At 63.7% G+C, this 19970-nt stretch carries 17 protein-coding genes; 13 read left to right on the top strand and 4 right to left on the bottom strand.

Going from position 1 to position 19970, the window contains the following annotated elements; all coding sequences use genetic code 11:
• The first annotated feature begins 1 nt into the window (after position 1).
• Complete coding sequence (locus EOC83_RS28765) at positions 2 to 703, top strand: ABC transporter ATP-binding protein (RefSeq protein WP_063167561.1); 702 nt, start codon at positions 2 to 4, stop codon at positions 701 to 703.
• Positions 704 to 806: 103 nt separating this feature from the next.
• Entirely contained in the window at positions 807 to 1955 is a 1149-nt protein-coding gene (locus tag EOC83_RS28760; protein ID WP_244514270.1) for a substrate-binding protein, read from the top strand.
• A 48-nt stretch (positions 1956 to 2003) separates the two neighbouring features.
• On the opposite strand, the gene EOC83_RS28755 is transcribed toward EOC83_RS28760, so the two are convergent.
• Both EOC83_RS28755 and EOC83_RS28750 read right to left on the bottom strand, forming a co-directional pair.
• Positions 2004 to 3650, bottom strand: a complete 1647-nt coding sequence (locus tag EOC83_RS28755; protein WP_063167559.1) for an acetolactate synthase large subunit — start codon at positions 3648 to 3650, stop codon at positions 2004 to 2006.
• Positions 3651 to 3734: 84 nt separating this feature from the next.
• A complete protein-coding gene (locus EOC83_RS28750; RefSeq protein ID WP_164745998.1) occupies positions 3735 to 5072 on the bottom strand; it encodes an aromatic ring-hydroxylating dioxygenase subunit alpha in 1338 nt (445 codons plus the stop codon).
• Positions 5073 to 5200: 128 nt separating this feature from the next.
• Between EOC83_RS28750 and EOC83_RS28745 the strand changes: the two genes are divergently transcribed.
• A complete protein-coding gene (locus EOC83_RS28745) occupies positions 5201 to 6118 on the top strand; it encodes a LysR family transcriptional regulator (protein WP_063167557.1) in 918 nt (305 codons plus the stop codon).
• 3 nt (positions 6119 to 6121) lie between these two features.
• Here the strand turns inward: EOC83_RS28745 and EOC83_RS28740 are convergent, their stop codons facing one another.
• Positions 6122 to 7393 (bottom strand): FAD-binding oxidoreductase, encoded by a 1272-nt coding sequence (locus EOC83_RS28740; RefSeq protein ID WP_063167556.1) that lies wholly within the window; start codon positions 7391 to 7393, stop codon positions 6122 to 6124.
• A 195-nt stretch (positions 7394 to 7588) separates the two neighbouring features.
• On the opposite strand from EOC83_RS28740, the gene EOC83_RS28735 reads away from it, so the two are divergent.
• The 7 genes from EOC83_RS28735 (at position 7589) to EOC83_RS28705 (ending at position 16348) form a co-directional block, all read left to right on the top strand.
• Positions 7589 to 8581: a membrane dipeptidase gene (locus tag EOC83_RS28735; protein ID WP_082826414.1), complete on the top strand. Its 993-nt coding sequence runs from the start codon at positions 7589 to 7591 to the stop codon at positions 8579 to 8581.
• 312 nt (positions 8582 to 8893) lie between these two features.
• Complete coding sequence (locus tag EOC83_RS28730) at positions 8894 to 10453, top strand: ABC transporter substrate-binding protein (RefSeq protein WP_063167555.1); 1560 nt, start codon at positions 8894 to 8896, stop codon at positions 10451 to 10453.
• A 52-nt stretch (positions 10454 to 10505) separates the two neighbouring features.
• The gene (locus EOC83_RS28725) at positions 10506 to 11453 is read left to right on the top strand and encodes an ABC transporter permease (RefSeq protein ID WP_063167554.1); all 948 of its coding nucleotides are present in this window, start codon (positions 10506 to 10508) and stop codon (positions 11451 to 11453) included.
• A 22-nt stretch (positions 11454 to 11475) separates the two neighbouring features.
• Positions 11476 to 12321 (top strand): ABC transporter permease, encoded by an 846-nt coding sequence (locus EOC83_RS28720; protein ID WP_082826413.1) that lies wholly within the window; start codon positions 11476 to 11478, stop codon positions 12319 to 12321.
• On the top strand, positions 12318 to 13301 hold the full coding sequence (locus EOC83_RS28715; protein ID WP_063167553.1) for an ABC transporter ATP-binding protein: 984 nt from the start codon (positions 12318 to 12320) through the stop codon (positions 13299 to 13301). Before EOC83_RS28720 ends, EOC83_RS28715 begins: the two co-directional genes overlap by 4 nt.
• The gene (locus tag EOC83_RS28710) at positions 13298 to 14272 is read left to right on the top strand and encodes an ABC transporter ATP-binding protein (protein WP_013533007.1); all 975 of its coding nucleotides are present in this window, start codon (positions 13298 to 13300) and stop codon (positions 14270 to 14272) included. Before EOC83_RS28715 ends, EOC83_RS28710 begins: the two co-directional genes overlap by 4 nt.
• A 48-nt stretch (positions 14273 to 14320) precedes the next feature.
• The gene (locus EOC83_RS28705) at positions 14321 to 16348 is read left to right on the top strand and encodes a CocE/NonD family hydrolase (protein ID WP_063167552.1); all 2028 of its coding nucleotides are present in this window, start codon (positions 14321 to 14323) and stop codon (positions 16346 to 16348) included.
• A 17-nt stretch (positions 16349 to 16365) separates the two neighbouring features.
• Here the strand turns inward: EOC83_RS28705 and EOC83_RS28700 are convergent, their stop codons facing one another.
• Positions 16366 to 17268 (bottom strand): LysR family transcriptional regulator, encoded by a 903-nt coding sequence (locus EOC83_RS28700; protein ID WP_063167551.1) that lies wholly within the window; start codon positions 17266 to 17268, stop codon positions 16366 to 16368.
• Positions 17269 to 17369: 101 nt separating this feature from the next.
• Here EOC83_RS28700 and EOC83_RS28695 point away from each other — a divergent pair, with 101 nt between their 5' ends.
• The 3 genes from EOC83_RS28695 to EOC83_RS28685 all read left to right on the top strand — a co-directional run bounded on the left by EOC83_RS28695 (position 17370) and on the right by EOC83_RS28685 (position 19953).
• A complete protein-coding gene (locus EOC83_RS28695) occupies positions 17370 to 18359 on the top strand; it encodes a zinc-dependent alcohol dehydrogenase family protein (protein WP_063167550.1) in 990 nt (329 codons plus the stop codon).
• 231 nt (positions 18360 to 18590) lie between these two features.
• Positions 18591 to 18893 carry a zf-TFIIB domain-containing protein gene (locus EOC83_RS28690; RefSeq protein WP_024502504.1) on the top strand — a complete coding sequence of 101 codons (303 nt, stop codon included), beginning with the start codon at positions 18591 to 18593 and terminating at the stop codon, positions 18891 to 18893.
• Between the two features lie 73 nt (positions 18894 to 18966).
• Positions 18967 to 19953 (top strand): Tim44 domain-containing protein, encoded by a 987-nt coding sequence (locus tag EOC83_RS28685; RefSeq protein ID WP_063167549.1) that lies wholly within the window; start codon positions 18967 to 18969, stop codon positions 19951 to 19953.
• Positions 19954 to 19970 lie beyond the last annotated feature (17 nt).

The raw sequence follows: 19970 nt of genomic DNA, 5'->3' as shown, positions 1-19970 counted from the left end.
CATGCTGCGGACAATGGCGGTGTCAGCCGGCTACGGCCCGCTCCCGGTGCTGAACGGCATCGACCTCAGTGTCGCGCCAGGCGAAGTCGTCGGCCTGCTCGGCCGTAACGGCGCCGGCAAGACGACGCTGCTGCGCGTCATCGCCGGCGGCTTGCGAGCGAGCGGTGGCGCGGTGGTTCTCGGTGACAAGGACCTCACGAACGCGCCGGCCTTCCGCCGCGCGCGGGCAGGCATTGCGCATGTGCCGCAGGGGCGCGGGATCTTCAACCAGCTGACGGTGCGGCAAAACCTGGAGGTCGGCACCCGCGCTGCCAAGGACCGTGGCGACGGCGGCATTTCGGCCGACATCTTCGGCTATTTTCCGATCCTGCGCGAGCGCGAAGCGCAGGTCGCCGGCACGCTTTCGGGCGGCCAGCAGCAGATGCTGGCGATCGGCCGCGCGCTCTGCGGCCTGCCGTCGGTGCTGCTGCTCGATGAGCCTTCGGAAGGCATACAGCCGAACATCGTGCAGTCGATCGCCGAGCTGGTGCCGCGCATCGCGCGCAAACGCAGCATCGCGATCGTGCTGGTCGAGCAGAATCTCGATCTCGTTCTCAAGGCATCGGACCGCTGCCTGGTGATGGAGAAGGGCAGGATCGTCCATGAAGGCGCGCCGGAGGCGTTCGCCGACGAGACCCTGCTGAAGGATCTGTTGGCCCTATAAGGCGCGCCTGAAGCGCGCCTGGGAGCTTGTTGACTTGTAAGGCGTGCATGGGGCGCGCCTGGGACTGGAAGGGAACACAACAATGATAAGCAGAAGAACTGTCTTGAAATCCGGCGGCGCCGCGGCCGCTTTCGCCATGGTCGGTGCGCCGTCGGTCCTGCGCGCCGCCGACACCGTCAAGGTCGGCCTGTCGATCCCGATCACCGGGCTGCAGGCGATCCTCGGCGAGACGCTGCTCAATTGCTACAAGCTCGCCGCCGCCGAACTGAACGCCGCCAATGGCATTGGCGGGCGCCAGGTCGAGTTGTTCATCGAGGACAACCAGACCACGACCAAGGGTTCCATCGACAAGGCGCGCAAGCTCATCAACGAAGACAAGGTCGACGTGGTCATGGGCACGATCATTTCGCCGGAGCGAAGTGCTACGCTGTCGGTGACCTCGAAGGCCAAGAAGCTGTTCTTCTACCCAACCAATTTCGAGGGCGGCGAATGCAACCGCTACTTCGTCGCCACCGGCCCGATCCCGATGCAGCAGGTCGACCCGATGATGCCGTGGGTGGCCGAGACCCTCGGCAAGACCATCTACGTCATGGCCTCCGACTATGCCTGGCCGCAGAAGATGACCGAGGCGATCACGGCGGCTTACGAAAAGGCCGGCGGCAAGATCATCGGCGCCGACTACTATCCGTTCGGCACCACGGATTTCGGCCCGGCCTTCCAGAAGATCAAGTCGCTGAAGCCCGATGTCGTCTGGTCGATGGTGGTCGGCAACGACGCCGTCACCCAGCTCAAGCAGTATCGCAGCTTCGATATCAAGCAGCCGCTGATCGCACCGCTCGACGAGGTCTTCAACAAGGACGCGCTGCCGCCCGGCGTCGCGGCCGGCACCTACGCACCGCAGCCTTACTGGATGGCGCTCGACAATCCGGTCAACAAGAAGTTCATCGCGAGCTTCCGCGAGAAGTTCGGCAAGGAGAAGATGGTCAACGGCATCGGCGAAGCCGGCTACAACGGCCTGCATCTCTACGCCCTGGCCGCCGAGAAGGCCGGATCGCTGAAGGACGATGATGTGCTCAAGGCGCTGCCGACGATCGAGTTCGACGCGCCGCAAGGCAAGATCCGGGTCGATGCCAGCAACAACCACACGCTCTGCCATTCCTATGTCGGCAAGGCGGCCGCAGACGGCATCAGCTATGAGATCGCCAAGGATTTCGGGACGATCGCGCCGGCCACCCCTTACTGCAAACTGTAGGCGCTTCGGCAACAGCTCCAGGTAATCCTGACGGCGGCTTTGCCGCCGTCAGCTCGCTTGCGGCGCAGGCAGCCGCTCGCGCAATTCGTCGACAAGCACCCTGGTGTTTTCGGGATAGTCGATGGGCACGACGACGAGGTGCACGCCGCCGCCGGTGAAGGCCCGTTCCAGCGCCTGCCGCAAATCGGCGATCTCGCCAACTCTTGTCCCCTTGGCTCCGTAGGCCTCGGCATATCTGACGAAGTCGGGATTGCCGAAGGTCATGCCGAAATCCGGAAATTCGTCGACCGCCTGCTTCCAGCGGATCATGCCATAGGCATGGTCTTCGAGCAGCAGGACGACGAGATTGAGCTTGAGCCTGACGGCGGTCTCCAGTTCCTGGCTGTTCATCATGAAGCCGCCATCGCCACAGATGGCCATGACACGGCGCTGCGGATAGAGCAGTGCCGCCATCATCGCCGACGGCAAGCCCGCGCCCATCGTGGCCAGCGCATTGTCGAGCAGGATCGTGTTTGCCATGCGGGTGCGGTAGTTGCGCGCGAACCAGATCTTGTACATGCCGTTGTCGAGGGCAAGAATCCCATCCGCCGGCATCACGGCGCGCACGTCATGCACGATGCGCTGCGGCGTGAAGCGATCTTCGGTGGCGCGCGCGGCGATGCGGCTCAGAATGCCTTCCCGCAGCGGCAGCAAGGCCTGTGCATTGGGGACCTTGCCCTCGATGCGGTCGGCCAGCAGCGCCAGCGAAGGACCGAGGTCGCCGACGATTTCGGCTTGCGGGAAATAGACCTGCTCGACATCGGCTGAATGGTAGCCGACATGAATGACCTTCGGCCCCTTCGCCCCCATGATGAAGGGCGGCTTCTCTACCGTGTCGTGACCGACGGTGATGATCAGATCGGCCTGTTCGATGGCCTCGTGCACATAGTCGCGCTCCGAAAGGGCTGCCGTTCCCATATAGAGCTCCGTGCCGCCAGGCACGGTGCCCTTGCCCATCTGCGTGGTGAAATAGGGAATTTGCGTCCGCAGCACGAACTGGGCGACATCGGGAGTCACGCGCGGTCGCGACGCCGCCGCACCAAACATCAGCAGCGGACGCCTGGCTTCCATGATCATACGGGCGGCGCGATCAAGCGCGCCCGGGCTGGCCAGCGGCAGTTCGACCGGATGCGTTGGCACGAGTGCTACCGGTTCACACTCGGCCGCCGCAATGTCTTCCGGCAATTCAAGATGTACGGGGCCGGGACGCTCTTCCTGGGCGACACGGAAAGCTTCGCGAACCAACGAGGGGATCATCTTCGGCGAAACGATCTGACGCGACAGCTTGGTCAGCGGCTTCATCGCCGCGACGATGTCGACGATCTGGAAGCGCGCCTGCCGGGATGACAGGATGCCTTTCTGGCCGGTGATCATGATCATCGGCATCGCGCCGAGCAGCGCATAGGCCGAACCGGTCGAAAGGTTGAGCGCGCCCGGGCCAAGCGTGGTGATGCACACACCCGGCTTGCCGGTAAGCCTGCCATAGGTGGCGGCCATGAAAGCGGCTGCCTGCTCGTGGCGGGTCAGGATCAGCTGGATCGAGGAGCGGCGGATGGATTCGACGATATCGAGATTTTCTTCGCCCGGAATGCCGAAAATCCGCTCGACCCCTTCGTTCTCGAGGGCCGCGACGAACAGATCCGAACCTTTGGTCATGACCACCTCTCCCGCAACATTCCGTCGGCCACCTTCATATGGCATCGGAACGCGACGCCTCAAAGAGGCATCTTCGGCTGCGGGTCAGAGGCGCGCGTTGCAACTCGCCGCTTTCGGCGAGGCGAAAAGTTCCTTCGGCGCAGACCATTGGCTGATCGGTGCGCCGCGCGTGCCGGTGATCAGCGAACGCAGTTCTGACAGATAGGTCTGCACGAAGAACGAGGTCTGGCTTTCCAGCGGCGTATAGGGACCCGGCCGGTAGGCGCGCGACATGATGCCGTCGGCATTGTCCTCGGTGATCTTCTTGTCCTGCACCGTGGTGACGTCCCACATCCAGCTGATCGCATCGGCGTCGATGTCGCCATCGGCGTCCTTGTCGACGAGCCAGGTCAGAATGACGTCGGTTTCCGTGGCGCTGCGCGGTATCATCTGGAACAGCGTGACATAATCATTGGCAGCACTTGCAAACGACAGGCGTCCGAGGCGGAAGCCGCTTTCGCCACCATCATAGGCGTGACGGCCGCCCATCAGGCATGAGACCCCCTCACCTGTATTGGACAGCGTGTTGCGGCCGGATCCGATCGGCTTGCGGTGCATGGCAAACGGCATCGTGTCGAGGTCGCCAGCCTGCCACGCGCCCTTGTGGAACTCGGCATCGCCGATGACGCTGTGCCAGGCCTCGATTTCATTCTGCCACTCGACCGCCTTGTCGGCGTCGCGGGTCGCGGTCACTTTGACATGGCCGTTGACGCGGTAATATTCGGGGTGGGCCGGCCGGCAGTGATAGCATTCGAGGAAGTTCTCGAGCACCAGCTTCCAGTTCGCCTTGGTGAGATAGTTCTTGCGCGCGACGATGCGTGCACGGTCAAGGCCGTTTTCGCGCAAGCCGCCGGTCAGCCCGTCCGCGACAGGCTGGATGTCGGGCAGCGAATTGGCATCAAGGCCGCAGAACACGAGGCCGCCGAAACTCTTGCAGGGTACGCGGTGCAGTCCCAGCGCTTCCGGATCGACGCTTTCCGGTAGATCCTGCCGTGACTGCAACTCGCCGGTCAGCCTGAACGACCAGGCATGGTAGGGGCAGACCAGAAGCTTGCCGCGACCATCCTTGGCGCAGAGCCGCGAGCCGCGATGGGTGCAGACATTGTAGTAGGCCGCGATGTCCTCCTCGCCGTCGTCGAAGCGCACGACGATGATCTCCTCGTCGAAAAGCTGGCGCACGATGTAGCGGCCTTTTTCTGGGACCTCGCTGGCATGGGCGACAAGCATCCATTGACGCGGAAACCACAAGTCCCGTTCCAGCGCGAAGATGGCAGGGGCCGCGTAGAAGGCCTGTTCCAGCGACCAGTCCGGACGTTGCCGGTCGATCAGCCTGACGGTCTCGCTTCTGTCGATAGGCTGGCTGTTCGATGTGTAGGCCTGCACGGCAAACACCTTTCTGCTCGCTGGCGTTCGAATGACGTTTCGATAGAGTGTGCGATGCGGAAAGGCTTGCAGCAAATACAGAAATGATAGACATTCATATCGAAAAGGCATGAAAGCAGGTTTGGATCGTGAAAACCCTCAAGACATCGCTTCCCCTGCTGAACGCCATGGTCGTCTTCGAGGCTGCCGCCAGGCATGGCGGGCTGACGCTGGCCGCACAGGAGCTCAACATCGCACAATCGGCGGTCAGCAGGCATGTCGCCAATCTCGAGCGCCAGCTGTCGGTCGAGCTGTTCACGCGCAGAGGCAACCGCGTCGCCGTCACCGGGGCCGGCAACACGCTGGCCGAAGCGATCCGCGAGGGTCTCGGCACCATCAGGCAAGCGGTCGAGGATTTGACCGCGCACGACAGCGATACATTCGTGGTCGGCTGCAGCCACGACTTCGCGCAGGCATGGCTGATGCCGCGCTTCGGCCTCATCACATCGCAGGTTGCCGATGGCCGGGTGCTGCTGCAGACATCCACCGACTACAGGGATTTCGACCAGCCTGAAGTGGCATTGTCGATCCGTTTCGGCGAAGCCGGGCAATGGCCCGACTTCGTGACCGAAAAACTGCTCGAGGGTGAGTGGTTCCCGGTTTGCGCGCCGGCGTTCCTGGCGCGTTATCCGGCGCTCGCCTCGGAAGAGCCTGAGGCTTTCCTGGCAGTGCCGCTGCTGCATCAGGTGACGCCGCCGGGCGCGATCGACAGTTGGCAATCGTGGGTCGGAACCGACCGGAAACTCGACGGACCTCGGTTCACCGGCTACATGTCGATGATACACGAAACCATCGCCGGGCGCGGCGCGGCGCTCGCCTGGGCGGGATTTGCCGACGAGCATCTGCGCCGCGGCCAGCTCGTCCGGCTGACCAAGACCTCGCGGCGCCACGCCGGCTCCTTCCACATCGTCATGAGGAAGAACGCCGGCCCGGTTGTCAGGGCGGTGGCGCAGGCGCTGCTCGGCAGCGTCGGCGACAGCTTGCAGGCAAGCGCCGGGGGCAGCTGACGATCAGGCCTCGCGACCAAACCGCGACGCCTCGTGACGCGCGCCCCAGGCCGGCATGGCGGCCTCGATCTCGGCTTCCGACTTGAAGGCGTTGGAGGCGTAGCGATCGACACGGAACCGCTCGACGGAAACGAACGGGGTCTGCCCGAGAACCAGTTCGCAAGAGAGCCGGCCAAGACCCGGTCCATGGGTGACGCCGCTCTCATTGTCGCCACCGACGACCACGATATTGTCGCTGCCGGGGACTTTGCCGACGATAAGGTTGTTGTCGGGCGTGTAGCACGGCACGCCTTGCGCCCAGCTCGCGATCGTCGAACCGCGCAGCGGCGGGAACACCGTCTGCAACTCGGCAAGCTCCTGCTCGGAGGTTTCCTGCATCAGCCCGATATTGTGCGGCTGGCCGGGTTCGATTTCGCTGTCGTTCGTCTTGTTGAGAGGTTTGTAGTGCCGGCCGGTTCCCCACATTATGGCGCCGAATGTCTCGCGCAGCCACAGCCGCAATTCGCGGCACTGGACGGTGGGAATGGTCGATGGCAGCCCACGGTCGTCGGTGACGATGCGCGTTGCAACGACGCGCAGCAGCGGCAACTGCCAGCCAAGGCCTGACAGGACCTGGTTGTTCCAGGCGCCGGCGGCAACAATCACGCCATCAGCCTCAAGACCGCCCTGGTCGGTCTCGATCGTCACCCGGTCGCCGGCATCATGGACGGCAGTCACGCGTGTGTTGCTGCGGAAGACGCCGCCGAGCTCGCTGATCTGGCCGGTCAGCACCCCCATCGCCAGCTTGGTGTCGAGCTGGATGCCGTGCGGATTGTAGGCCGCCGAATGGACCCGGGCCGGATCGATGAGGCCCTGCATCTTCTGCCCGATCTGCACGGCGTCCAGGTCCTGCATTTCCGGCGGCGCATAGGGAGAATCCAGCACCGGGCGGACGAAGCGTTCGCGCCCGTCCTCGGTCAGCGCCATGATCAAGGTGCCGTTCGGCCGATAACCAATCTCGGCGCCGACCTCGTGCAGCCTGCGATAGAAATCGAGGCCATATTGCTGCAGCTGAAAGCCCTCTTCACCGAGCGGGATCATGCCGGCGGACCAATGGGAGACGAAGCCAGCACCGGCGCTTGTGGTTGCGGCACCCGGCTGGCCGGCATCGATGACCGTCACCCGGCGCACGCCGGACCGCAGCAGATGGAAAGCCGCGCTGCAGCCGATGATGCCGCCGCCAATCACCGCGATATGCCTGCTATCGCTGCCGCCATGGCTTCCGTTTGAACTCATCTTTGTTCTCCCTTTTGCCGATGTTCCGGTCGGAGCGACATACAGCGACGGCGACCATACAGGCTCGTCCCGGACTGTCTAGACACATGTGTCTGTGGCCTGATACTTGATGCGCACTGCATCTGGATCACACGTCCGGAACGCCGCTTGATCCGGCTTTCCGTTGTGTTGTGTCGCCGAGAGAGCGAGGAAAAAGTGAGCGTTTCGACAGCCGCCCAGGCCATTTTCGACAGTGAAATCATATGGGACGCGCATTCCGGCTTCATGCCGGACCCGGCGGCGGACCTGAACAATCTGCAGATCTGGCGCGACGCCGGCATCGACTATCTGTCGATCGATGTCGGCTTCGACCTGTTGCCCTGGGAGCAGACCGTGCGGACGCTCGCAAATTTCCGCCACTGGATCCTTGCCAATCCCGAGCACTACACGCTGGTCTCCTCCGTCGCGGAAATCCGCAAGGCCAAGCTTGAAGGCAAACTGGCGATCACCTTCGACATCGAGGGCATGAACGCGCTCGACGGCCGCGTCGAGATGGTCGAGTTCTATCACCATCTGGGCGTCCGCCAGATCCTGTTTGCGTACAACAGGAACAATCTGGCCGGCGGCGGTTGCCACGATGTCGAGACCAGCCTGACGGCGTTCGGCCGCGAGGTCATCGACGAGATGAACCGTCTCGGCATGTTCGTCGACGTCACCCACACCGGCTATCGCACCTCGATGGAGGTGATGGAATACTCCAACCGGCCAGTCATCTTCTCGCACTCCAACGCCAAGGCCTTGTGCGGCCATGGCCGCAATATCACCGACGAGCAGATCAAGGCCTGCGCGCGCACCGGCGGCATCGTCGCGATCGTCGGGCTCAATCGTTTCCTGGGAGAGGGACGCACGGACTCGGACAGGCTGGCTGACCACATCGAATATCTCGTCGACCTGGCTGGCCCAAATCATGTCGGCATCGGACTGGACTACGCCTTTCCGGTTGATGTCAAAGGCATCGACCGCATCATTTCCGACAATCCGCAATTCTGGCCCAAGAGCGAATATCCGGAGGGGGCGACGACCTACGCGGCTCCAGGTCAGATGCGCGAACTGACCGAGGTTCTTCTGCGCCGCGGCCAGTCCGAGCAGACCGTGCGCGATGTCCTGGGCGGCAATTTCATGCGCCTGGCGGCTGAAATCTGGAAGTGAGCGGCGGCCGAGAGGCCTATCTCCGCTACAGCTCTTGATCCAGGCCCCACCGAATGGCGGGCCAGGCCATATCGTCTGCGCGATCACATTCCGCCCGTGACTTGCCCAAGTCGACGCGCCGGCGGCGGTCGGAACAGATGTCGAGATTTTCCGCAAGATCGTCCGTATCCAAGATTCGGACGTGCCGGCAAAATTTTCGCTAGACATAGATGTCTATTATTAGCAGTTTTAGCGGACCGACACATTCGGCCCGGCTTGGAGAATGGCCTGCGGCCTGAAAACAAGACAACGAAAACAGCTGAGGGGTAGAGCATGTCCATTCTAGCCGACACCAGGGTTTCGCGCCGCAGCCTGCTCGCCGCAGCCGGCGCTTTCGGCCTCGCCTCAATGGTCAATCCAAAAGTTTCCTGGTCGAGCGACGGGCCGATCCTCAAGGTGCGCTCCTACGCCGACATCCAGACGCTCGACCCTTGCTTCCGGCTGGCGGCGCCTGAAGGCGACATCACCAGCGTCATCTTCGCCGGCCTCGTCGTCACCACGCCTGGCGACAGCTGGGGCTGGCGGCCGATGGCGGCGGAAACGATCAAGCAGCTCGATCCGCTGACCGTCGCCTTCCAGCTGCGCGACAATATCGGCTTCACCGATGGCTACGGCCAGATGACGGCCGAAGACGTCAAGTTTTCGATCGAACGCATCGCCGACCCAGCCAACAAGAGCCCCTATTCCGGCGACTGGGCAACGCTCAAGGAAGTCGAGGTCAAGGACAAGCTGTCGGGGCTGATCCACCTGAAACAAGCCTTCGCGCCGCTGTGGACGTCGACTTTGCCGACGCCGTCCGGCACCATCCTGTCAAAGCGCGCCATCACCGAGCTCGGTGGCAAGATGGGCGTCAAGCCAGTGGCTCAGTCAGGCCCCTACATCCTGAAGGAATGGCTGCCCAAGCAGCGCACGGTGCTGGTCCGCAATCCCGACTGGAAGTACGAGCAAGGTGCCTTCGCGGAAATCCACATTCATCCGATCGAGGACGAGAAGACCGCCGAACTCGGCTATGAGGCCGGCGACCTCGACTACACCTGGACCGCGGTCTCCTCGATCTCGCGCCTGAAGCAGACGCCGCCGCCGAAGACGACAGTGGTGGAGAAGCCTTCGCTGGCCTTTGTCTGGCTCGGCATGAACCAGGATGTCGCTCCCTTCAACAATCTCAACATGCGCCGCGCGGTTCAGTACGCCGTGGACCGCAAGGCGGTGGTCGATGCTGCCTATTTCGGCGCCGCCGCAACCGCCACCGGCATCATCGCGCCCGGCCTGCCCGGCCATCGCGAGAAGAACCTTTTCGATTTCGACCCAGACCGCGCCCGCGACATGATCGCCAAGGAGGGGCTGGCCGGCACGACGATCACGCTCGACATCCTCAACAAGACCGAGCGGCTGACCGCGGCGCAGGTCGTGCAGTCGAACCTGCAGGATGTCGGCCTCAATGTGGAGATCAAGCAGAACGACAGCGGCACCTTCTGGACGCTTGGCGCCAAGGAAGGCGACTACTGGAAGAAGCTGCAGATGATCATCAGCCGCTTCTCCATGCAGCCGGATCCGAGCTGGGCGACTGCCTGGTTCACCCGCGACCAGATCGGCGTCTGGAACTGGGAGCGGTTTTCCAGCGAGGAATTCGACAAGCTCAATGCCGAAGGCATGGTCGAGCTCGACCCGGCGAAACGCGATGTCATCTACAAGAAGCTGCAGGACCTGATGGAGGAGAACGGCAACTACGTTTTCCTGACGCATGAGGTCACCGGCATCATGAATCGAGACACGCTTGTGGCCGGCCTGAAGCCGAACGGCGAGCCCGTGTTCACCGGCTTCAAACCGGCATGATATCGGAGGGCGGGGCTCGCCCCCACCAAAGACCGTCCGACAGGTACCGAAAATGATCCGCTACGCCCTCAAGCGTCTGTGGCTTGGCGCCATCATCATCAGCGTCGCTATGATGATGATGTTCGCCATGGTCTACCTCATTCCCGGCGACCCGGCCTCCGTCGCGCTGGGGCCACGCGCGACGCCGGAGATGATGGAGGCGCTGCGCGTACGCATGGGCCTCGACCAGCCGGTGTGGCGGCAGTTCCTGCACTTCTACGGATCGGTCCTGCGCGGTGACCTGGGCACCGAGGTTCTGTCGAACCGGCCGGTGCTGGACGTGGTGATCGAGCAGCTTCCGTTCACGCTGGCGCTGGTGGTCGGCGGCATCACCTGGTCGGTGGCGCTTGGCATCCCGCTTGGCTGTATCGCCGCGGTGCGCCGAGGCGGCTTTGTCGATCAGGTGATCGGGGTTCTTTCGGTGGCGATGATCGCGGTGCCGTCCTTCGTCGTCGCCATCTATTCGCTGCTGGTGTTCGCGGTCGCACTGCAATGGCTGCCGGCGATCGGCGCCGGCGAACCGGGCGACCTCGCCAGCCGGCTCCAGCACCTCATCCTGCCGTCGCTGGCGGTCGGGCTTGGCTGGATCGGCTACATCTCGCGCATGGTGCGCGCCTCGATGCTGGAGACGCTGGAGGCCAGCCATATCCGCACGGCGCGCGCCTTCGGCCTGACAGAGCACCGGATCGTCTACACCTACGCGCTGCGCATTGCCGTGCTGCCCACGATCACCCTGCTCGGCGTCGGCATCGGCCACATGCTGTCGTCTTCCGTTTTCGCCGAAATCGTCTTCGCCCGCCCCGGCATCGGCAAGCTGGTCTATGAGGCGATCTCGGTGCGCAACTACCCCATCGTCTCCGGAGCCGTGCTGGTCACCACGGTCTTCTTCGTCCTCGTCAACGTAGCGGCCGACATTCTGGTCGGTATCTTGGATCCCCGTGTCAGATCAAGTTTCAACTGAGCTGTCTTCCGGCGGCAGCCGGTTGTCCGGATTGTGGCGCACCGTGCGCGGCATCATGCGCGAGCCGCTCGGCGCCGTCGGCCTGACGCTGGTGACGCTGGTGGTGCTGTCGGCGGTGTTTGCCAGCGCGCTGACCAGCTATGCGCCGAGCAAGATATCGCCGGCCGAACGCTTCGCTTCGCCGAGCCTGCTGCATCTGCTCGGCACCGACCACCTCGGCCGTGATCTTCTGACCCGGGTGCTCTATGGCGGGCGCGTCGCGCTCTTGATCGCGCTGGGCGCGACAGCGGTGTCGCTGGTCGTCGGCGTGGTGCTCGGGCTGATCGCCGGCTATGGGCCGCGCTGGCTCGACAATGTGCTGCTGCTGATCTTCGACGCCGTGAAGAGCTTTCCCACCGTCATGCTGGCGCTGACGCTGGTCACCCTGTTCGGCCCCTCGCTCTATGCGGTGGTGCTGGTGGTGATGCTGGTCAATGTGCCGGGCTATGCCCGCATCATCAGGACGCAGACGCTGGTGCTGAAGTCGGCCGAACATGTCATGGCGGCGCGCTCGATGGGCGCCAGTGCCGGCCGTATCCTGCGCGTCCATATCCTGCCCAACATCATCGGCCCGATCCTGATCCTGATATCGATGGACATTCCCGTGGTGGTGGCGATCGAGGCCGGCATGAGCTTCCTCGGGCTCGGCGTGCGGCCGCCAACGCCGAGCTGGGGCGCGATCCTCAATGACGGCTTTGCCAACATCCGCGATTCCTACTGGATCGTGATTGCCGGCGGCCTGCCCATCGTGCTGACCACACTCGGCTTCACCTTCTTCGGCGAGACGCTGCGCGACCTCTTCGATCCCCGGCTGAAGGGGCGGTCATGACGGTTCTCGCGATCAAGGATCTGAGCGTCGCCTTCCACACCGAGAGTGGGCGACTGGAGGCGCTGAAGCAGGTGAGTTTTTCCGTGCCGGCCAACCGCAGCGTTGGCGTGGTCGGCGAATCCGGCTGCGGGAAGTCGACGCTCATCAACGCCATTCTCGGCCTGCTCGCCGACAATGGCGAGATATTATCGGGCGACATCATCTTCGAGGGCGACAAGAACCTTGCCCGGCTCGACCCCACCGCGATGCGCGGCCTGCGCGGGCAAAGGATCGCCACCGTTTTCCAGGACCCGATGGGTGCGCTCAACCCGGTGCTGTCGGTGGGGCGGCAGATGCGCGACATCCAGTATCGCTCGGGTCTGTCGAAGCGGGACAAGGATGCGCGCTCGGTCGCCATGCTGCGCAAGGTTCGCATTCCCGATCCGGAAAGCCGGCTGACGCAGTTTCCGCACGAATTCTCCGGCGGCATGAAGCAGCGCATCGCCATCGCCATGGCGCTGATGATGGAGCCAGCGCTGCTGATCGCCGACGAGCCGACCACGGCGCTCGATGCGACGCTGGAGGTGGCCACCATCGAACTGCTCAAGGATCTGCAGCGCGACATCGGCTGCTCGGTGCTGTTCATCTCGCATCATCTGGGCGTGATCGCCGAACTCTGCGACGAGATGATCGTGATGTATGCCGGCGAGGTGGTGGAAAGCGGCACGACCCGCGAGATCTTCCACGACGCCCGCCATCCCTACACGCAGAAGCTGCTGGCCTGCGATCCCGCCCGGCTGTCGCAGCGTGTGCCCCGGCTGCCGACGATTGCCGGGACCTTGCCGGACCTGCGCCGCCGACCAAGCGGCTGCGTCTTCCAGCCGCGCTGCGATCGCGCCGACGCCCAATGCCTGACGACGCCTCCCAACGCCCCTGTCGGCGGATCTCATATCGCCCATTGCTGGCACGCGGACGTTCCACTGGGGGCCATGAGCGCATGAACGAAGACCTGCTCCGTGTCAGCGACCTGCGCGTCTCGTTTCGGGTTGGCGGCCTGTCCGCCAGGCTCGCGGGGCGGGCCACCGAAATCGAAGCGGTCTCCGGCGTCAGCTTCACGCTTCAACGAGGCAGCACCTTCGCGCTGGTCGGCGAATCCGGCTCGGGCAAGACGACGCTGGCGCGCACCCTCAACGGTCTTCAGCCGGTGAAAGCAGGCACGATCGTGTTCGAAGGACAGGAACTGCAAGGCCTGTCCAACGCCGCGATGAAACCGGTGCGGCGGCGCATGCCGATGATGTTCCAGGATCCGGTCGGATCGCTGTCGCCGCGGCTCAGCGTGCGCTCGCTGCTGTCGGAGCCTTTCGTCATCCACGGTTTGTCGGATCGCGATCTCAACGCTGAAGTCACACGGCTTCTTGCGCTGGTCGGTCTGCCGCGCGATTTCGCCGACCGCTACCCGCACCAGCTATCCGGCGGCCAGGCGCGCCGCGTCGGCGTTGCGCGGGCGATCGCGCTGGACCCGGTGCTGGTCGTCGCCGACGAGCCGACCGCCGGCCTCGACGTCTCCGTGCAGGGAGAGGTGCTGAACCTGCTCAACGACCTGCGCGACCGCATGGGCCTGTCGATGCTGATCATCACCCACAATCTGCATGTCGTGCGCCAGATCGCCGACCGCATGGCGGTGATGTATCTCGGACGCTTCGTCGAGCAGGGCGAAACCGAAGCGATCTTCCGTGCCCCGCATCATCCCTATACGGCGGCCCTTCTGTCCGCCAACCCCGAGCCCGATCCAGATCGGGTGCACCAGCGCATCACGCTGCCGGCTGACGTTCCGTCCTTGCTGGCGCGCCCCTCAGGCTGCGAGTTTCACACACGCTGCCCGCAGGCCGAGGGCCGTTGCGCGCTGGATGTCCCCGTCCCGGCCTCGGTCGGCGACAGCCGTCTAACCTGCCATTTCCCGCTGAACACATAAGGATCGCCACCGGCGCAAGTGTCGGCCGGGGCGTTGAGAGGAGCCGCCATGCAAGATATCCGCATCGTCACCGATTTCCCGCGCAAAATCCGCGAGATCGAGAATTTGTGGATTCCGATGCCGGATGGCGTCAAGCTGGCGGCGCGTGTCTGGCTGCCGGAAGACGCGGAGAGCGATCCCGTGCCGGCGATCCTCGAATATTTGCCCTATCGCAAGCGTGACGGAACGGTGGAGCGCGATGCGCTGACGCATCCCTATTTCGCCGGTCACGGCTATGCCGGCGTGCGGGTCGATATGCGCGGCTCGGGCGACAGCGAAGGGCTGTGCAAGGGTGAGTATCTGAAGCAGGAGCAGGATGACTGCCTGGTGGTCATCGAATGGCTGGCGAGGCAATCCTGGTGCTCGGGAAGCGTCGGCATGATCGGCATCAGCTGGGGCGGCTTCAACGGGCTGCAGGTCGCGGCCCGCCGGCCGCCGGCGCTGAAAGCCGTCGTTTCGCTGTGCTCGACCGACGACCGCTATAACGACGACGTGCATTATCTCGGCGGCGCGATGATGTGCGACAATCTGATGTGGGGAACCACCGCCTGGGCCATCGCCATGACCCCGCCCGACCCGCTCATTGTCGGCGACCGCTGGCGCGATCTTTGGAAACAACGGCTGAATGGCAATGGCATCTGGATGCAGGACTGGTTTGAACACCAGCGCCGCGACGATTTCTACAAGCACGGTTCGATCTGCGAGGAATATTCCGATGTCGAAATCCCGGTCTACGCCGTCGGCGGCTGGGCCGACGGTTATCCCAATCCGATCTTCCGGATGCTGGAAAAGCTAAGCGGTCCCCGTAAAGGGCTGATTGGACCCTGGGGCCATAAATATCCGCACTTCGCCATGCCGGGACCGCGCATCGGCTTCCTGCAGGAGTGCCTGCGCTGGTGGGATCAATATCTCAAGGGCATAAACACCGGCATTGCCGACGAGCCGATGCTGCGCGCCTGGATTCAAGATCCCGCACGGCCGGCAGCGATCTATGACGAGCGACCCGGCCGCTGGGTCGCGGAGCCGGCATGGCCGGGGCCGGGAATCGGCGAAAAGGTGCTGAACCTTGCGCCGCATGTGCTGAGCGAGGCCAGGGGCGAAGACACGATCCTGGAGATTTCATCGCCGCAGACGGCCGGCCTGTCGTCCGGCGCCTGGTGCGGTTATGGCGTCATGCCTACCTTGCCGGTCGACCAACGCACGGAAGAAGGCAATGCCCTGATCTTCGAGACGGCGCCGTTGACCGAAGCGGTCGAGATCCTCGGTTTTCCCGAATTCGAGGTCAAGCTCTCCTCCGACAAGCCGGTTGCGCTTCTGTCCGCCACGCTGTCGCAAGTGTTCCCGGAAGGTGCTGCCTCGCGCATCAGCTACGGCATCCTCAATCTGAGCCATCGCAACGATGATCTGGACATCGTACCCATGGTGCCGGGCCGGGCGGAGACCGTCCGCATCAAGCTGCGCTGCTGCGGGCAGCGTTTCGAGGCTGGCGAGCGTATCCGGCTGGCACTGGCGACATCGCATTGGCCGATCGTCTTTCCGACCGCCGAGCAGGCGACGCTGTCGATCCATTGCGGGGACAGCCGGCTGATCCTGCCGGTGCGCGCGCCGCAGAAGCTGGACGACACGCTGGGGGCCTTCCTGGCTCCGGAAAGCGCCGCGCCGATGGAGCAGGAGGTTCTGGCCAAGGGCGACGGTTTTCAGCGCTCGGTTTCGACAGACCAGGTCACCAGCGAGACGGTCTACCAAGTCGTCAATGATGGCGGCACGGTGCGGCATCCGCATACGGGAATCGTCCTTTCAGCGAAGCATGTCGACCGGTTCTCCATTCACCCCGACGACCCGACCTCGGCGGTCGGCACCTGCACCTGGGAAAAATCCTATGGCCGCGGCGACTGGCAGGCGCGCCTTTCAGTGACGGCGACGGTGCGCGCGCTGCGCGACGTCTGGCGGATCGAGACCCACATCACTGCCCATGACGGAGACGAGCGGATCGTCGACCGCAGCGAGGTCAAGGAGTATCGGCGCGATCTCAACTGAGCGGCGGCGATTGGCAATCAGGCCATCGATTTCGGCAAGGCGACGGCCAGCGCATCGACGGCCAGCCGCACCTTCAGCGGCAGATGCGGTGTCTGCAGCCAAAGCGCGTGGCAGTCGTAGAGATATCGCGGCTGGTCCGGCAACAGCGCCATCAGCGCGCCGGCCTGAATGCGGTCGCGTACCAGCCACCAGGGCAGCCAGGCCAGCCCCATGCCGTCGGCGGCCGCGTCAGCGATGGCATCGAGATCGTCGAGCCGCAGCCGTCCGGTTGGCGTGATCTCGAGCGTGGGTTGCCCCTCGCGCACAAACAACCACGGGTGAACGACCTGGCCGAGCCGGCGGTAGACAATCGCCTGATGGTCGGCGAGATCCTCGATCCGCTGCGGCTCGCCATGAATTCTGAGATAAGAGGGTGCCGCGCAGACGACCATGCCCTGACGCGCGACGCGACGCGCAATCACCCCCACCTTGTCGTCAAGAGTGCCGGTGCGGATTGCGAGATCGTAGCCGTCCTCGGCAAGATCCGCCAAGCGGTCGGTGAGCGACAGGTCGAGTTCCAGCATCGGATATTGATGGGCCAGCTTCAGCAACACGGGGGTCACGCAATGGCGCCCGAAATGCGCCGGCATGGTGACCCGCAGTTTTCCACGTGGCTCCGAAAACTGTTCGGCGGCGAGCGCATCGGCGGCTTCGGCCTCGGCGAGCACCACCCGACAGCGTTCATAGTAAGCGCGGCCGAAGTCGGTCAGGCTCTGCCGTCGCGTGGTCCGGTTGAGCAGCCGCACGCCCAGCCGCTCCTCAAGAAACCGGACATGCTTGCCGACCATCGGTCCGGAGAGATCAAGCGCGACCGCCGCGGCCGCGAACGAGCCGAGATCGACCGCCTTGACGAACACGGCCATGCTCTCAAGCCGATCCATATTCAGAACTCCTGGTTTCTACTGTTCTTCTCTTACAGCCATTTATCCCTGGCAAGACCGGCTGCATAGCTCATTCGGTTCAGATGATTTGGAGTATCCGAATGACACGCGTAGTTCGCTTTCACCAGCATGGTGGCCCCGAGGTTCTGCGCATCGAGGATGTCGCGCTTTCCCCACCGGGTTCGGGCGAAGTTCAAATCCGGGTCAAGGCACTCGGCCTCAATCGCGCCGAAGCGCTGCTGCGCGCGGCTTCCTATATCGAGACGCCGACGCTCCCCTCGGGGCTTGGCCTCGAGGCAGCGGGCGTCATCGAGGCTATTGGTGTCGGCGTGAAGGATTTCGCGCCGGGCGACAGCGTCAGTGTCATCCCGCCGCAATCGATGATCCGCTGGCCGGCCTATGGCGAGTTTGCCACCTACCCCGCCGGACTTGTCGTCAAGCATCCGCCGTCGCTCGACTGGCAGACGGCAGCGGCCGTCTGGATGCAGTATCTCACCGCCTATGGCGCGCTGATCGATATCGCCGGGCTGCACAGCGGAGACCACGTGGTGATCACCGCAGCCTCGAGCAGCGTCGGGCTTGCGGCAATCCAGATCGCCAACAGGGTCGGTGCAACAGCGATTGCGGTGACGCGGACATCGGCGAAGAGGCAGGCCCTGCTCGATGCCGGCGCGGCTGAAGTCGTCACCTTGGCCGAGGAGGATTTGGCGGCACGGCTGAATGAGATCGCAGGGCCTGAAGGCGTGCGCGTCGTGTTCGATGCGATCGGCGGCCCGATCTTCGAGCCACTCACAGCGGCCATGTCGCGTGGCGGCATCCTCATCGAATATGGCGGTCTCAGCCGCGAGCCGACGCCATTCCCGCTGCCAGCGGTGCTGAGCAAGACGCTGACACTGCGCGGCTACCTCGTCCACGAGATCACCGGCAACCCTGTGAAACTCGAGGCCGCCAAGGCGTTTATCGTCGAAGGTCTGGAGCACGGAACGCTGAGGCCGATCATCGACAGGACCTTCGCGTTCGACCAAATCGTCGAGGCGCACCGCTACCTGGAGTCGAACGAGCAGTTCGGCAAGATCGTAGTGACGATCTGAGATCGTGGTGACGATTTGAATCGTGGTGACTGCCTGAGCAACGCTGGCGAACAAATCATTCTTGCAGGGCAATATCGACCTTGAAGCCGCGGCTTTGCATCCCTAACTGTTCGGTGCGGGCCGGGCCCCTCTGACTGTCGCTTTTGGCGATTGTGATGTCGGACCGCTTTAACGGGCCCGTTTCCATTCTTTCGGTCAAGCGGGCTCATTCCTTTCGGTTTGGAGCCCCGTATGACATCTACTTCCCTCCTCGGTATGGTTTGCCCCTCCTGCCGCGTCGCGCTCGTGATGAGCGAACGCCAGGGTATCGAAATCGACTACTGTCCGCAGTGCCGCGGCGTCTGGCTTGATCGAGGAGAACTCGACAAGATCATCGAGCGTTCCGGCAGGGAAGCGGCGCCCGCGCCGCAGCCACAGCCGGCAGCATTCTCCCAGCCACAACATGGCCAGAGCCGCGATGACGATTATTCCCGCTCGCACGGTCACCGCTATCCAAAGCGGAAGAAATCATTCTTCGAAGAGTTGTTCGACTGACCGCATGATGCCCGACATCCAGGCCGGCACTTGCTGAAACTTCCGAAACCACATCGACAAAGGTTCATCTCCGATGATTTCCCGCACCAGCCGATTTGCAGCCCTCTTTGCAGGACTGTTCCTTGCATTCTCCATGGTTGCGATGGACCATGCCGAGGCCCGTCGTGGCGGCAGTTTCGGCAGTCGTGGCATGCGTACGTTCCAATCGGCACCGCCGACCAGGACGGCCCCAGCACCGACCGCTCCGGTCGAGCGGTCGATGACGCCCAACACCGGTGTGAACAACGCGGCCCGGCAGCCGCAGGCCGGCCTGCAGAGGCCCGGCTTCATGAGCGGTTTCGGTGGAACGATGATGCGCGGCCTGTTGCTCGGCGGCCTGTTCGGCCTGCTTTTGGGTCAGGGCTTCGGCGGCCTGGCCGGCATGTTCGGTTTCCTGCTTCAGGCCTTGCTGATCGGTGGCGCGATCATGCTGGCCATCAGGTTCTTCCGCTCGCAATCCGCGCGCGGCCCCGCGCCGGCGCTCGCAGGTGCCGGCAATGCCCAGGCTTCGCGATTTGAGAACCGCTCAACGGCAGGGCAGCAGACTGCAGGCTCCTTCACAATTCCCGGTTTCAGCGGCGGTTCAGGTGGAGGCTCTCCGGCCGCCGCCTCCGAGGAGATCACGCTGGCCCAGACGGATCTCGACGCATTCCAGCAGCTGCTGACCGATGTCCAGGAAGCATTCGGGCGCGAAGACCATGCCGCTCTGCGCCGGGCGGTTACACCCGAAATGGTATCCTATCTTTCGGAAGAGTTGGCCGACAATGCCCAGAAAGGTCTCAGGAACGAGGTGACTGATATCACCTTGCTGCAGGCCGACATCGCGGAAAGCTGGCGCGAGGATGAGCGCGACTACGCCACAGCCGCCTTGCGCTACGAATCTCGTGACGTGACGCGCGAACGGGCCAGCGGCAAAATCGTCGCGGGCGACGATGATCATCCGACAGAGACGACCGAGCTGTGGACTTTCGTGCGTGAGAATGGATCGAACTGGAAGCTCTCGGCAATACAACAGGCTTGAGCCTCGGGCGATTTTTG

It is taken from the genome of Mesorhizobium sp. Primo-A (assembly GCF_003997175.1).
GTDB lineage: Bacteria > Pseudomonadota > Alphaproteobacteria > Rhizobiales > Rhizobiaceae > Mesorhizobium > Mesorhizobium ciceri.
This window is presented reverse-complemented; position numbering and strand designations above follow the sequence as displayed.